The following is a 14554-nucleotide window of genomic DNA, read 5'->3' as shown; positions in this document are numbered from 1 at the left end:
TGTTGTTCGGGAGGGGCGGGCATGGCGGGCACGGCGGACACGGCGTTGGTGCTGGGCGGAGGAGGCCTGACCGCCTACGCGTGGCAGATCGGCGTACTGGCAGGCCTGGCCGACGCCGGGGTGGGCCTCGCGGGCGCCGACGTCCTCGCCGGCACGTCGGCAGGCTCACTGCTGGCGCTGGACCTGGCGGGCGGAGCGGTCCCGGCCGACCTGTACGCGGAACAGGTCGAGCGCAAACGGGCCATGCTGGCCGTGGACTTCACCTTCGCGATGACGGTCAAGTACCTGTGGGCCGCACTGGGTTCACGCGACCCGAGGACGGTGGTCGAACGCATCGGCCGACTGGCCCTCACCGTGCGCGACGTCCAGGAGACCGACGTCTTCGAAGCCATCGCCCCTCAACTCCCGACCTGTACATGGCCGCAGAAACCCGTACGCCTCTTCGCCGTCGACGCCCTCACCGGCGAACCGACGGCCTTCACGGCAGACAGCGACGTCGACCTGCTGCACGCGATGTCGGCCAGCTGCGCACTGCCGCCCCTCTTCCCTCCGATCACCATCGGCACGGGCCGCTGGATGGACGGCGGCGTACGCTCCACGACCAACGCCGACCTGGTCGACGACTGCGCGCGGGTCGTCGTACTGGCCCCCATCCCCAAGGCGGCGGGAGCGAGCCCGAGCGCGGTGACGCAGGTGCGGACCCTCGTCTCGAACGGCACCCGAGCCACCCTCCTGACCCCCGACCGCCCGGCCCGCCGCGCCTTCGGCCGCAACCCCCTGGACGCCACCCGCACCCCGGCCGCGGCCCGGGAGGGACGACGACAGGGCAGGACTCAGGCGGACCACATCAGGGCCATCTGGCACGACTGAAACACCCCGCCCAAGCCGACACCCACCGACACATACGCGAAGACCCCGGCCTCAGCGTTTCCGCTGGTGACGGGGTCTTGGGCACACTTGCACGGTGTGCCCCCGGCAGGATTCGAACCTGCGCACACGGCTCCGGAGGCCGTTGCTCTATCCCCTGAGCTACGGGGGCGTGTCAGTCGCGTTCGGTGTTGCTCGCGGCGACGGGTAGAACACTACCAGCTCCCCCGGAGTGGTCATGAACGGGTTTTCGCGGGTCGTGCCGCCTGCCGGGGCGTCAGTCGAGGGGGCGTTGTCCCCCGCACGGGGTGGAAGTGGGGAAAACCCGGACGCGGTGGCCGGTCCGGACCTACTCTCGAGTTGTGCCTAGGGCGTCTGGCCGGGTTCTTGTTGTGGACGACAACAAGGTCATCCGGCAGCTGATCAGGGTCAATCTCGAGCTGGAGGGCTTCGAGGTCGTGACCGCGGCCGATGGTGTCGAGTGTCTTGATGTCGTCCATCAGGTGCGGCCCGACGCCGTCACGCTGGACGTGGTCATGCCCCGGCTGGACGGGCTCAGGACCGCCGCCCGGCTGCGTGCCGATCCGCGTACGCGGGACCTTCCGCTCGCCATCGTCAGTGCCTGTACGCAGTACGAGGTCGAGGCCGGGTTCGATGCCGGGGTCGACGCCTTCCTCTCCAAACCCTTCGAACCCGCCGAGCTCGTCGGTCTCGTACGGCAGTTGGTCGAGCGGAGGGGCCGTGGAGTCGGTGCGGGGAGCGAGGGGGCGGGGTCCTCCTCGGTTTCTCGTCGCGGCGTCCTCGGCTTCGCCGGGGAGAGTGAATCGCCTGCCCAGGCCTAGTCGCCCCGGGGTATCGGTGCCGGACGCGCCATCAGCGGTGGTCCGCTTCGTGTGCCCGCTTCCGCGCCGTTCCCGTCCACATCCCGGGACTGCCACAAACCGGTTCGCCTACCCACCCCCCTCCTCCCATACGCTTGACCCGTGACCCCCGTAGAGCTCTCCCGTACCGTGCTGCACGCGGTGCGTCGCGCTGTCGACGCGGGTGAGCTGAACGTGACCGTTCCGGCGCGGGCCGTGGTCGCTCCGCCGGGGCCCGGAGGGTGCGGGGACTACGCCACCAGCATCGCCCTCCAGCTCGCCCGGCCGGCCGGGCAGTCGTCCCGCCGGGTCGCCGAGGTGCTGCGCCCGTACCTCGTGGCCGCCGACGGCATCACGGACGTCGTCCTCACCGGGCCGGGGTTCCTCAACATCAGCCTCCACGGCACCGCGCCCGCCGACCTGGTCGCGGAGATCCTGCGGCACGGGCCCCGGTACGGGCACGGATACGGGCACGGGCACGGGCGTGCCGACGGTACCGGCCCGGAAAGCGGCCGCATCGTGCAGCTGCACTGCCCCCACGATCTCCGTGCCGTCGTCGTCGCCGAGGCCGCCGCCCGCATCCTGCGCTCCCAGGGCGCCCTCGTCCGCACCAGCTGCACCGCCCCGCCCGAGCCCGAGTGGACCGCCACCCTCGGCGTGCGCGTCGACGCGGCCGGTCCGGCGCCCGCGGCTCCGCCGGTCAACGTCCGGCCCGTCCCGGCCCCCGCCGACCCGCTCCGCCTCGGACGTGACGCCGGTCGCTGGGCCCTGCTCCACCCCGCCGCCCACGACCGGCCCCGGATCGGCGACGAGCACCTCGTCCAGCGTGAGAGCAATCCGCTCTTCCGCGTGCGGTACGCCCACGCCCGCACCCGCGCCCTCTCCCGCAACGCCGCCGACCTCGGCCTGGCCGCCGAACCCGGTCCCGTGTCCGGCACGGCGCAGGACGGCACGGCGCAGGACGGCACAGCGCACGACGGCACGGCGCAGGAGCTCCTCGTCTCCCTCGCCGACCACCCGCGCGTCCTCGCCGCCGCGGCGGAGCACCGCGCCCCCGACCGGCTCGCCCGGCACCTCGTCACCGTCGCCGACGCCGCGCTGCCCTTCCTGCCCACGGTGCTGCCGCGTGGCGGGGAGAAACCCTCGGCCGCCCACCGTGCCCGGCTGGCCCTCGCCGAAGCCGTCGGGGCGGTGCTGGCCGGCGGCCTGTCCCTCCTCGGTATCGACGCACCCGACCACCTCTGAGAGAGCACAGAAGACGCCATGAGCCGTTCCGCACACCCCGCCGGGCCCCGTCACGCCGACGTCCTCCCCGAGGGGCACTACTCCGCACCGCCCGCCGACCTGAACGCCCTCGACCCCAAGGTCTGGGCCCAGACCGTCGAGCGGGACGCCGACGGAGTCGTCACCGTCGGCGGGATGGCCGTCACACGGCTCGCCGAGGAGTACGGCACCCCCGCGTACGTACTCGACGAGGCCGACTTCCGGGCCCGGGCGCGGGCCTGGCGTACCGCCTTCGGAACCGATGCCGACGTCTTCTACGCGGGCAAGGCCTTCCTGTCGCGCGCGGTCGTGCGGTGGCTGGACGAGGAGGGGCTGAACCTCGACGTGTGCTCGGGGGGCGAGCTGGCCACCGCGCTCTCCGCCGGGATGCCCGCCGACCGCATCGCCTTCCACGGCAACAACAAGTCGCCGGAGGAGATCGAGCGGGCCGTGCGCGCCGGGGTCGGTCGGATCGTGCTCGACTCCTTCCAGGAGATCGTGCGGGTCGCCCACATCGCCCAGTCCCTCGGGGTGCGGCAGCGGGTGCAGATCCGGATCACCGTGGGCGTCGAGGCGCACACGCACGAGTTCATCGCCACCGCCCACGAGGACCAGAAGTTCGGGATCCCGCTGGCCGGCGGGCAGGCGGCGGAAGCCGTGCGGCGGGCGCTCCAGCTGGACGGGCTCGAGGTGATCGGGATCCACTCGCACATCGGGTCGCAGATCTTCGACATGTCCGGCTTCGAGGTCGCCGCCCACCGGGTGGTCGGGCTGCTCAAGGACATCCGCGACGAGCACGGGGTCGAGCTGCCCGAGATCGACCTCGGCGGCGGACTCGGGATCGCGTACACGAGCGACGACGACCCCCGTGAGCCCCACGAGATCGCCAAGGCGCTGACCGAGATCGTGACGCGGGAGTGCGAGGGCGCGCGGCTGCGTACGCCTCGTATTTCCGTCGAGCCCGGGCGCGCCATCGTCGGGCCCACCGCCTTCACGCTCTACGAGGTCGGCACCGTCAAGCCCCTCGACGGGCTGCGCACGTACGTCTCCGTCGACGGCGGCATGTCCGACAACATCCGCACCGCGCTGTACGACGCCGAGTACAGCGTCGCCCTCGTCTCCCGCGCCTCCGACGCCGAGTCCATGCTCGTGCGGGTCGTCGGCAAGCACTGCGAGAGCGGGGACATCGTGGTCAAGGACGCCTTCCTGCCGGGCGACCTGGCGCCCGGTGACCTCATCGCCGTACCGGCGACCGGGGCGTACTGCCGTTCCATGGCCAGCAACTACAACCACGTGCTGCGTCCGCCCGTCGTCGCCGTACGGGACGGCGAGGCGCGGGTCATCGTGCGGCGGGAGACCGAGGAGGATCTGCTGCGTCTCGACGTCGGATGAGGACGCGGCCGGGGCCGGGTGGCGGTCCGCCGCGGGGACGCAAGATCTTTCGTCTTCCGCCCCTGTGAAAATGAAATAAACGTCTCACGATCCGGACGAAAGGCAGAAAATCCCGTCCGGTGCGTGAGACTGGTCCAACCGTAGACGGTATGAGGAAACGAGGTCGGATGATGCGTACGCGTCCGCTGAAGGTGGCGCTGCTGGGCTGTGGAGTGGTCGGCTCAGAGGTGGCGCGCATCATGACGACGCACGCCGACGACCTCGCCGCCCGGATCGGGGCCCCGGTGGAGCTCGCGGGCGTGGCCGTACGGCGGCCCGACCGGGTGCGGGAGGGCATCGACCCCGACCTCGTCACCACCGACGCCACCGCCCTGGTCAAACGCGGGGACATCGACGTCGTGGTCGAGGTCATCGGCGGGATCGAGCCCGCCCGGACCCTCATCACCACCGCCTTCGAGCACGGTGCCTCCGTCGTCTCCGCCAACAAGGCCCTCCTCGCCCAGGACGGCGCCGCGCTGCACGCCGCGGCGGACGTCAATGGCAAGGACCTGTACTACGAGGCCGCCGTCGCCGGCGCCATCCCGCTGATCCGGCCGCTGCGCGAGTCCCTCGCCGGCGACAAGGTCAACCGGGTGCTCGGCATCGTCAACGGGACGACCAACTTCATCCTCGACGCCATGGACACGACCGGCGCCGGGTACCAGGAGGCGCTCGACGAGGCCACCGCCCTCGGGTACGCGGAGGCCGACCCGACCGCCGACGTCGAGGGCTTCGACGCCGCCGCCAAGGCCGCCATCCTCGCCGGGATCGCCTTCCACACGCGCGTGCGCCTCGACGACGTCTACCGCGAGGGCATGACCGAGGTCACCGCCGCCGACTTCGCCTCCGCCAAGGAGATGGGCTGCACCATCAAGCTCCTCGCCATCTGCGAGCGGGCCGCGGACGGGGCGTCGGTCACCGCGCGCGTGCACCCCGCGATGATCCCGCTCAGCCACCCGCTGGCGAACGTGCGCGGCGCCTACAACGCCGTCTTCGTCGAATCCGACGCCGCCGGGCAGCTCATGTTCTACGGGCCCGGCGCCGGCGGCTCGCCGACCGCGTCCGCCGTGCTCGGCGACCTCGTCGCCGTCTGCCGCAACCGGATCGGCGGCGCGACCGGACCCGGCGAGTCCGCGTACGCCGCGCTGCCCGTCTCCCCGATGGGCGACGTCGTCACGCGGTACCACATCAGCCTCGACGTGGCCGACAAACCGGGCGTGCTCGCCCAGGTCGCGACCGTGTTCGCGGAGCACGGTGTCTCCATCGACACCGTGCGGCAGTCCGGCAAGGACGGCGAGGCCTCCCTCGTCGTCGTCACCCACCGTGCGTCCGACGCCGCCCTCGGCGGTACGGTCGAGGCGCTGCGCAAGCTCGACACCGTGCGGGGTGTCGCCAGCATCATGCGGGTTGAAGGAGAGTAACCAGCAATGACCCACCAGTGGCGCGGAATCATCGAGGAGTACCGGGACAGGCTGCCCGTCTCCGACAGCACGCCCGTCGTGACGCTCCGCGAGGGCGGCACGCCGCTCGTGCCCGCGCAGGTGCTCTCCGAGCGCACGGGCTGCGAGGTCCACCTCAAGGTGGAGGGTGCCAACCCGACCGGGTCCTTCAAGGACCGCGGCATGACCATGGCCATCAGCAAGGCCAAGGAGGAGGGCGCGCAGGCCGTCATCTGCGCGTCCACCGGCAACACGTCCGCCTCCGCCGCCGCGTACGGCGTGCGGGCCGGGATGGTCTCCGCCGTCCTCGTGCCGCAGGGCAAGATCGCGCTCGGCAAGATGGGCCAGGCCCTCGTGCACGGCGCGAAGATCCTCCAGGTCGACGGCAACTTCGACGACTGCCTCACGCTCGCCCGCGCGCTGAGCGACAACTACCCCGTGGCGCTGGTCAATTCGGTCAACCCGGTGCGTATCGAGGGGCAGAAGACGGCCGCCTTCGAGATCGTGGACATGCTCGGCGACGCCCCCGACATCCACGTCCTGCCGGTGGGCAACGCGGGCAACATCACCGCGTACTGGAAGGGGTACCGGGAGTACGCCGCCGACGGGGTCAGCACGAAGGCGCCGCGCATGTGGGGGTTCCAGGCATCCGGCAGCGCCCCAATCGTGCGCGGTGAGGTCGTCAAGGACCCGTCGACCATCGCCACCGCCATCCGCATCGGCAACCCCGCCTCGTGGGACTTCGCGCTCGCCGCGCGGGACGAGTCCGGCGGTGCCATCGACGAGGTGACGGACCGTGAGATCCTGCGCGCCTACCGGCTGTTGGCCTCCCAGGAGGGCGTCTTCGTGGAGCCCGCGTCCGCCGCGTCGGTGGCCGGTCTGCTGAAGGCCGCCGAGCAGGGCAAGGTCGACCCGGGGCAGCGGATCGTGTGCACCGTCACCGGCAACGGGCTCAAGGACCCGGACTGGGCCGTCGCCGGCGCCCCGCAGCCGGTCACCGTCCCGGTCGACGCGGCGACGGCGGCCGAGCGGCTCGGACTGATCTGAGTCCGCGCCGCTCTTACCGGCGTACGAGGGCGTAAGCGACGTCCAGCCGGAAAAGTCACTTAGGGGGGTGCACAGGGGGCTTACGACACGCATCGTGCGCCTCCTGTGCGCCCTATGTCGCCACTGAACCTTCCTTCGATAGGCTGTACCCGAACCCGCCTGCCGCATATGCCGCTCAGCCGCGCCGGCAGCGGCGGCCACCGAGGGTTCCGTACGTCATCGAATGTCAGTCATCGAATGCCATTCGACAACCCACGCAGCTCAAGGAGAGTCATCAAGCGATGGCCGGTCCAGCGTTCCGCGCCGCCGCCGTCCGGGTGCGCGTCCCCGCCACCAGCGCCAACCTCGGTCCGGGCTTCGACGCCCTCGGGCTCGCGCTGGGTTTGTACGACGACGTGGTCGTCCGGGTGGCCGACTCAGGGCTGCACATCGACATCGCGGGTGAGGGCAGCGAGACGCTGCCGCGCGACGAGAAGCACCTCCTCGTCCGCTCCCTGCGCACCGCCTTCGACCTCCTGGGCGGACAGCCCCGCGGCCTGGAGATCGTCTGCGCCAACCGCATCCCGCACGGCCGCGGCCTCGGCTCCTCCTCCGCCGCCATCTGCGCCGGCATCGTGGCCGCGCGCGCGGTGACCATAGGCGGCGAGGCCCGCCTCGACGACGCCGCGCTGCTCGACCTCGCCACCGAGATCGAGGGCCACCCCGACAACGTGGCGGCCTGTCTGCTGGGTGGTTTCACCCTGTCCTGGATGGATTCCGGCGCCGCCCGGGCGATCAGGATGGAGCCCGCCGATTCCATCGTTCCGGTGGTTTTCGTGCCCGGAAAGCCGGTACTGACGGAGACCGCGCGCGGTCTGCTCCCGCGCAGCGTCCCGCACGTCGACGCCGCCACCAACGCCGGCCGCGCCGCGCTGCTCGTCGAGGCGCTCACCAGGCGCCCCGAGCTGCTGCTGCCGGCCACCGAGGACCGCCTGCACCAGGAGTACCGCGCCCCGGCCATGCCGGAGAGCGCGGCACTGGTGGAGCGGCTGCGCGGCGACGGCATCCCCGCGGTGATCTCGGGTGCCGGGCCCACGGTGATGGCACTGGCCGACGCCGACACGGCCGACAAGGTCGAGGCGCTGGCCGGGACGGACTGGGCGGCCAACCGGCTCAGCCTGGACCAGCAGGGCGCGAGCGTCCTGCCCCTGGCAACCTCCAGTGACATTTAGACGCGCACGGTTGCCGGATTTCGAGAGGGGGAATGTTTGTTGGATCCGGTAGTGTTAACCTCAAGTCTGCACCCGACCCCACCATGGCGAGGTGCCTCGTGTCCCCGTCCGGGACAGACATTCTTCCGGGAGCCCCCCAAGCCGCATTGTGTAGTGGATGTCGTACGTGATCAGTACGGCCGACACGGACACTGAGCGGCCCGCCGGGCACGTTTCGGAGCCGGTGCGACCACGCCGCATGACACAGACACTGGGTGCCACGGCTAGGGGAAGCGCCATCACCAGATATCTCTTCCGCCGTTCAGGCGGACCACCGCCCCGGCTCGGTTCGCACAGCAAGGACCGATGCCGGACAGCACAACCGGTCGCCGAGCCAGACAGGCCGACGTCCGCTCCAGGGAAGGACCCTTCGTGAGCGACACCACCGATCTGATGGGCGCACGTGTCGAGGAGACCGCTGCCGCGCCCTCCACGGACGCCTCCGCGCCTGCCACCGGTGCCGGCTCCCGGCGGCGCCGCGGTACCGGCCTCGAGGGCATGGTGCTGGCCGAGCTGCAGCAGGTCGCATCCGGCCTCGGCATCAGGGGCACCGCGCGGATGCGCAAGAGCCAGCTGATCGAGGTCATCAAGGAAGCGCAGGCCGCGGGCGGAGCCCCCGCCAAGGCCGCGCCCGCCGCGGACGCCGCCGGCGAGACCAAGCCGAAGCGCCGCAGCACCTCCCGGTCCCGTACGGGCGACGAGGCCCCCGCCGAGAAGGCGGAGAAGGCCGGCAAGGCCGAGAAGAAGGCGGACAAGACGGCCGCCGACAAGGCCGCCGCCCAGCAGCAGATCGACATCCCCGGCCAGCCGTCCCCCAAGGTCTCGCCCTCGGCCGACCAGGCCGGTGCCCCCGCCGACGACGCCCCCTCCGAGCGCCGTCGTCGCCGGGCCACCGCCGACGCGGGCAGCCCGTCCGCCGCCACCGAGACGGTGGCCGTCGAGACGAAGAGCGAGCCGAAGGCCGACTCCTCCGCCCAGCAGCAGTCGCAGGGCCACCAGCAGGGCCAGGGCGACGCCCGCTCCGACGGTGAGGGCGGCGAGGGCCGCCGCCGCGACCGCCGGGACCGCGGCGACCGCGACCGTGACCGTGGTGACCGCGACCGCGGTGACCGCGGACGTGACCGTGGTGACCGCGACCGCCGCAACAAGGGCGACGACCAGCAGAACCAGGGCGGCGGTCAGCGCCGTCAGCAGGGCGGCCAGGACCGTCAGCAGCAGCAGGACGACGACGATTTCGAGGGCGGCCGTCGTGGCCGTCGCGGCCGCTACCGGGACCGCCGTGGCCGCCGTGGGCGCGACGACATCCAGCAGGAGCCGCAGATCAACGAGGACGACGTCCTCATCCCGGTCGCCGGCATCCTCGACATCCTCGACAACTACGCGTTCATCCGGACCTCCGGCTACCTGCCCGGCCCGAACGACGTGTACGTCTCCCTCGCCCAGGTCCGCAAGAACGGCTTGCGCAAGGGTGACCACATCACCGGTGCCGTGCGCCAGCCCAAGGAGGGCGAGCGCCGCGAGAAGTTCAACGCGCTGGTGCGCCTGGACTCCCAGAACGGCATGGCGCCCGAATCCGGGCGCGGGCGGCCGGAGTTCAACAAGCTGACGCCGCTGTACCCGCAGGACCGCCTCCGCCTGGAGACGGACCCCGGCGTCCTCACCACCCGCATCATCGACCTCGTCGCGCCCATCGGTAAGGGGCAGCGCGGTCTGATCGTGGCCCCGCCGAAGACCGGCAAGACCATGATCATGCAGGCGATCGCCAACGCGATCACGCACAACAACCCCGAGTGCCACCTGATGGTCGTCCTGGTCGACGAGCGTCCGGAAGAGGTCACCGACATGCAGCGGTCGGTGAAGGGCGAGGTCATCTCCTCGACCTTCGACCGTCCGGCCGAGGACCACACCACGGTCGCCGAGCTCGCCATCGAGCGCGCCAAGCGCCTGGTGGAGCTGGGCCACGACGTGGTCGTCCTGCTCGACTCGATCACGCGTCTGGGCCGTGCGTACAACCTCGCCGCCCCGGCCTCCGGCCGCATCCTGTCCGGTGGTGTCGACTCGACCGCCCTGTACCCGCCGAAGCGCTTCTTCGGTGCGGCCCGCAACATCGAGGACGGCGGCTCGCTGACCATCCTCGCCACCGCCCTGGTGGACACCGGGTCCCGCATGGACGAGGTCATCTTCGAGGAGTTCAAGGGCACCGGCAACGCCGAGCTCAAGCTCGACCGGAAGCTCGCCGACAAGCGCATCTTCCCGGCGGTGGACGTCGACGCGTCCGGCACCCGCAAGGAAGAGATCCTGCTCGGCAGCGACGAGCTCGCCATCACCTGGAAGCTGCGCCGGGTGCTGCACGCGCTCGACCAGCAGCAGGCGATCGAGCTGCTCCTCGACAAGATGAAGCAGACCAAGTCGAACGCGGAGTTCCTGCTGCAGATCCAGAAGACGACTCCGACGCCCGGCAACGGCGACTGAGTCGCAGCCGCCCCACTCAGGCGCGGTCCGAAGTCCCGCCCCGTCACACAGGTGACGGGGCGGGACTTCTGCCTTGTAGGATCAGCGCACTGCAGTGGGGGGGAACGTATTTTCGGATACGCCCACGGGCGATTCGTGCTGCCTTCACGGGCCTGCGCCTGCCGGGCTCTTCTCTCCTGCGAGCATTCACATCGACAGGAGACCTGAGTGACATCTACTCCTCGAAGAGCCCGCCTGGCTCTTCCCGCGGCCACCGCCGCACTCGCCCTGTCGGGCGCGGTCCTCGCGGCCGCCCCCGCCCAGGCGTCGGGCACGACCCCGGTCCCGCCCCAGCCGGCGGTCACCGAGCAGCCGGCCGCCTCCCGGGCCGAGCTGCTGCAGCGCGTCAAGGGCTCGGGGGCCGCGCTCAAGGGCGACACCGCCGCCGCTCCCGGGCAGCCGAAGCCCACGCCGAGCGCCGAGGCCCCGTCCACCGCCGTCGACCCGAAGATCATCGGCGGCAAGGACGCGACCATCTCCGAGGCGCCGTGGATGGTGCAGCTGCACTACTACGACGACAAGGGCACCGCGGACCCCGCCGACGACGATGGTTACTTCTGCGGCGGCACCCTGGTGGCCCCGGCGAAGGTCCTGACCGCCGCGCACTGCGTGTACGGCCTGGACTGGTCGGAGAACGGAGCCGTCCTCGCCGGCACGGCCGAGCTGCCCGAGGGCGACGACCTGCACGGCGGCCGGGTCGCCGGCGTGTGGCGCCAGTGGGTCAACCCCACCTACCGGCCGAGCACCATCGCGGGCGGTGACCTCGCGGTGCTGACGCTGACCGAGGCGCTGCCGTACAAGACGCTCCGGCCGACGTCGAGCAGCGACACCGCCTCCTACGCCAACGGCACCCCGGCGACCGTGTACGGCTGGGGGCGCACCAGCTCCACCAGCGACGACATCTCGCCGACGCTGAAGAAGGCGACGGTGCCGATGCGGTCGGACGCCGCCTGCACCTCGTACTGGGGCTCCGACTTCGTGGCCGGCCAGATGGCCTGCGCCGGCGACCCGGCCTCCGGTCAGGACGCCGGCACGGTCTCCCCGTGCAACGGCGACTCCGGCGGCCCGCTCGTGGTCAACGGCCGGATCGCCGGCGTCGTGTCCTGGGGCGTCACGGACTGCGTCGCGTCGGGCGCCTACGGCGTCTACGCCAAGACCCGCACCTACGCCGGCGAGGTCAACGCCCGCGTCGACGACACCGACCTCGACTTCGACGGTCTGGCGGACCTCTTCGTCCGCACGCCCGGCGGCAAGGCCTACGAGTACTACTCCCTCGGCAACCGGTGGCCCTACCTGGGCGGCCGCGTCGAGCTGGGCGACTGGAGCGGGCTGAGCCTGGTCCGCCAGGCCGACCTGGACCGCGACTTCCGTCAGGACTACCTGTACCGCACCCCGGACGGCGTGCTGTACACTTTCGCGTTCAACGGCTCCGACCGCTACGAGTCGATCCGCGTCGGCGGCGGCTGGAACGCGATGAAGGACATCCGCGTCCCGGGCGACCTGTCCGGTGACGCCCTGCCCGACCTGGTCGCCAAGGACAAGTACGGCGTCCTGTGGCTCTACCCCGGCAAGGGCGACGGAGTGTTCGGCACCCGCGTCCGGATCGGTGGCGGCTGGGCCAAGTACACGATCACCGGCAAGGGCGACTACAACCGCGACGGCAAGGCCGACCTGCTGGCGCGGGACGGCTCCGGCGTCCTGTGGCTGTACCCGGGCACCGGCAAGGCCTCCCCGGCGCTCGGCAGCCGGAGCAGGGTCGGCGGCGGCTGGTCCGTGTACAACGCCTTCGCCACCGCCGGTGACGTCACCGGCGACGGCAGGCCCGACCTGCTGGCCCGGGACACCTCCGGGGTGCTGTGGCTGTACAAGGGCACCGGCGGTACGGGTTCGGCGACGTTCAAGGACCGAAGCAGGGTCGGCGGTGGCTGGGGGGCGTTCAACCTCTTCGGCTGATCCCGCCGGGACCGGCCTATTCCGTGCCAGGGGCCGCCTCCGTCCAGGGGGCGGCCCCCGCGCGTTGCGATCTTCACCACACGAGCCGGTGCCGCCACCGTCCGTGGGTACCCGCAGGAGCGCCCGCGGATTCCCAGGTCAGCCCCGCGAGTGTGGCCACACCGAGTACGGTCCGTAACCATTTCCCCACCCGGCCGCCACAGACCGTTGTGCAACCCTGTCCCGAGTTCCGCCGTCTCAGCTACGGAGGGACGATGGTGAGGTACCGGTGGAAACCGCCGGAGCCGACCGACCCGACCCTGAGCGCAGGGGGTAACCGACCGGACGAACACCCGAGGAGCACATGTCCGCCGAGAGCACGCCGGATCCCGCGATACCCGGCCCCGGGGAGTCCCGCACCGCCGACTCCCGCCGCCGGGGCAAGGGGCGCCGCCGCAGGCCCCGCGCCAAGCGGCGCAAGGCACTCCTCGTCGCGGCCTGGAGCGCCGCGGGCATCGTCGTCCTGGGCGGCACCGGAGCCGGGGTCCTGTTCTTCAAGCTCAACGGCAACCTCACGAGCCTCGACATCGACCAGGCCCTCGGCACCGACCGCCCGGAGAAGGCCGACAACGGCTCCCAGAACATCCTCGTCCTGGGCTCGGACACCCGCTCCGGCGGCAACAAGAAGCTCGGCGGCGGCGCCGACGACGGCACCGCCCGCTCCGACACGGCGATGGTCGTGCACGTCTACAAGGGCCACAAGAAGGCCAGCGTGGTCTCCATCCCGCGCGACACCCTCATCGACCGCCCCGAGTGCACCGACACCGACGGCGGCGAGCACCCCGCCGCCGACGACGTCATGTTCAACTCCGCCTACTCCACCGGTGGCGCCGCCTGCGCCGTGAAGACCGTGGAGTCGATCAGCGGGCTGCGCATGGACCACTACCTGGAGGTCGACTTCAGCGGCTTCCAGAAGCTCATCGACGACCTCGGCGGCGTAGACATCACCACCACCGAGGCGATCAAGGACCCCGACAGCCACCTCGACCTGCCGGCCGGCACCCACACGCTCGACGGCGAGCAGGCCCTCGGCCTGGTCCGCACCCGGCACGGCGTCGGCGACGGCTCCGACCTCGGCCGCATCCAGCTCCAGCAGGCCTTCGTCAAGGCCCTGGTCGACCAGGTCAAGGACATCGGCCTGCTCGGCAACCCCAAGAAGCTGTACGACGTCGCCGACACCGCCACCAAGACCGTCACCACCGACTCCGACCTGGGCTCGGTGAACGACCTGATGTCCTTCGCGAGCGGCCTCAAGGGCATCGGCCCGGCCAGCATGAACATGGTCACCATGCCGGTCGTCTACGACCCGGCGGACCCGAACCGGGTCCTGCTGGAGGAGACCAAGGCGGACCAGGTCTGGAAGGCCCTGAAGAACGACGAGCCGATCCCGGAGAGCGCCACCGAGGGAACGGCGACCGGCGGGGCCAAGGGTGTCGTGAACGCCGCGGAATAGATGACGGCGGCCCCCGGTTTTGGGAGTAGACCCCAGTCCTGGCAGACTGGTACGTCGGCCCCGGTTCACGCTCCCGCATCCCGCGGCGGCGACCCGGCGCCCTCCCGGAACAGTAGGAGACACCTTGAAGCGCGACATCCACCCCGAGTACGTCGAGACGCAGGTCAGCTGCACCTGTGGCGCGTCGTTCACCACCCGCAGCACCATCGAGTCCGGCACCATCCGGGCCGAGGTCTGCTCCGAGTGCCACCCGTTCTACACGGGCAAGCAGAAGATCCTCGACACCGGTGGCCGCGTGGCCCGCTTCGAGGCCCGCTTCGGCAAGGCTTCCGCCGGCTCCAAGAAGTAGCGAGCCCCCAATCGCCGGTCCACGGCCGCGCCCCCAGCCGGGGGAGCGCCGGGACCGGCGTTTTTGGTCGCCCGCCTTCCCCTTCCCAAGCA

11 protein-coding genes and 1 tRNA gene are annotated in these 14554 nt (G+C 71.5%); 11 read left to right on the top strand and 1 reads right to left on the bottom strand.

Translation table 11 applies throughout. From position 1 onward, the window contains the following. The first annotated feature begins 21 nt into the window (after positions 1-21). Positions 22-870, top strand: coding sequence for a patatin-like phospholipase family protein (locus RI578_RS12965; RefSeq protein ID WP_310871229.1), 849 nt, complete (start codon positions 22-24; stop codon positions 868-870). 97 nt (positions 871-967) lie between these two features. On the opposite strand, the gene RI578_RS12960 is transcribed toward RI578_RS12965, so the two are convergent. Next, positions 968-1039, bottom strand: a tRNA-Arg gene (locus RI578_RS12960). A gap of 190 nt (positions 1040-1229) precedes the next feature. On the opposite strand from RI578_RS12960, the gene RI578_RS12955 reads away from it, so the two are divergent. From RI578_RS12955 to rpmE, 10 genes are all read left to right on the top strand, one after another. Then, positions 1230-1709 carry a response regulator gene (locus tag RI578_RS12955; RefSeq protein WP_383560087.1) on the top strand — a complete coding sequence of 160 codons (480 nt, stop codon included), beginning with the start codon at positions 1230-1232 and terminating at the stop codon, positions 1707-1709. A gap of 141 nt (positions 1710-1850) precedes the next feature. After that, positions 1851-2972: an ArgS-related anticodon-binding protein NrtL gene (gene nrtL / locus RI578_RS12950; RefSeq protein WP_310871227.1), complete on the top strand. Its 1122-nt coding sequence runs from the start codon at positions 1851-1853 to the stop codon at positions 2970-2972. Positions 2973-2990: 18 nt separating this feature from the next. Then, positions 2991-4382: a diaminopimelate decarboxylase gene (lysA, locus tag RI578_RS12945; RefSeq protein ID WP_310871226.1), complete on the top strand. Its 1392-nt coding sequence runs from the start codon at positions 2991-2993 to the stop codon at positions 4380-4382. A 167-nt stretch (positions 4383-4549) separates the two neighbouring features. After that, the gene (locus RI578_RS12940) at positions 4550-5842 is read left to right on the top strand and encodes a homoserine dehydrogenase (RefSeq protein WP_310871225.1); all 1293 of its coding nucleotides are present in this window, start codon (positions 4550-4552) and stop codon (positions 5840-5842) included. Between the two features lie 6 nt (positions 5843-5848). Beyond that, entirely contained in the window at positions 5849-6907 is a 1059-nt protein-coding gene (thrC, locus tag RI578_RS12935) for a threonine synthase (protein ID WP_121749205.1), read from the top strand. Between the two features lie 281 nt (positions 6908-7188). Continuing rightward, positions 7189-8118: a homoserine kinase gene (thrB, locus tag RI578_RS12930; protein ID WP_310871224.1), complete on the top strand. Its 930-nt coding sequence runs from the start codon at positions 7189-7191 to the stop codon at positions 8116-8118. A gap of 411 nt (positions 8119-8529) precedes the next feature. Next, positions 8530-10629 (top strand): transcription termination factor Rho, encoded by a 2100-nt coding sequence (rho, locus tag RI578_RS12925; RefSeq protein ID WP_310871223.1) that lies wholly within the window; start codon positions 8530-8532, stop codon positions 10627-10629. Positions 10630-10836: 207 nt separating this feature from the next. Then, complete coding sequence (locus RI578_RS12920; RefSeq protein WP_310871222.1) at positions 10837-12621, top strand: trypsin-like serine protease; 1785 nt, start codon at positions 10837-10839, stop codon at positions 12619-12621. Positions 12622-12964: 343 nt separating this feature from the next. Further along, complete coding sequence (locus RI578_RS12915; protein WP_310871221.1) at positions 12965-14113, top strand: LCP family protein; 1149 nt, start codon at positions 12965-12967, stop codon at positions 14111-14113. Positions 14114-14237: 124 nt separating this feature from the next. Continuing rightward, positions 14238-14462, top strand: a complete 225-nt coding sequence (gene rpmE / locus RI578_RS12910) for a 50S ribosomal protein L31 (protein ID WP_003973638.1) — start codon at positions 14238-14240, stop codon at positions 14460-14462. Positions 14463-14554 lie beyond the last annotated feature (92 nt).

The organism is Streptomyces sp. BB1-1-1, assembly GCF_031597775.1.
Classification (GTDB): Bacteria; Actinomycetota; Actinomycetes; order Streptomycetales; family Streptomycetaceae; genus Streptomyces; species Streptomyces thinghirensis.
This window is presented reverse-complemented; position numbering and strand designations above follow the sequence as displayed.

Coding starts and splice junctions, on each gene's coding strand:
- RI578_RS12965 (WP_310871229.1), top strand. CDS start 22: ATGGCGGGCACGGCGGACACGGCGTTGGTGCTGGGCGGAGGAGGCCTG.
- lysA (WP_310871226.1), top strand. CDS start 2,991: ATGAGCCGTTCCGCACACCCCGCCGGGCCCCGTCACGCCGACGTCCTC.
- RI578_RS12940 (WP_310871225.1), top strand. CDS start 4,550: ATGATGCGTACGCGTCCGCTGAAGGTGGCGCTGCTGGGCTGTGGAGTG.
- thrC (WP_121749205.1), top strand. CDS start 5,849: ATGACCCACCAGTGGCGCGGAATCATCGAGGAGTACCGGGACAGGCTG.
- thrB (WP_310871224.1), top strand. CDS start 7,189: ATGGCCGGTCCAGCGTTCCGCGCCGCCGCCGTCCGGGTGCGCGTCCCC.
- RI578_RS12915 (WP_310871221.1), top strand. CDS start 12,965: ATGTCCGCCGAGAGCACGCCGGATCCCGCGATACCCGGCCCCGGGGAG.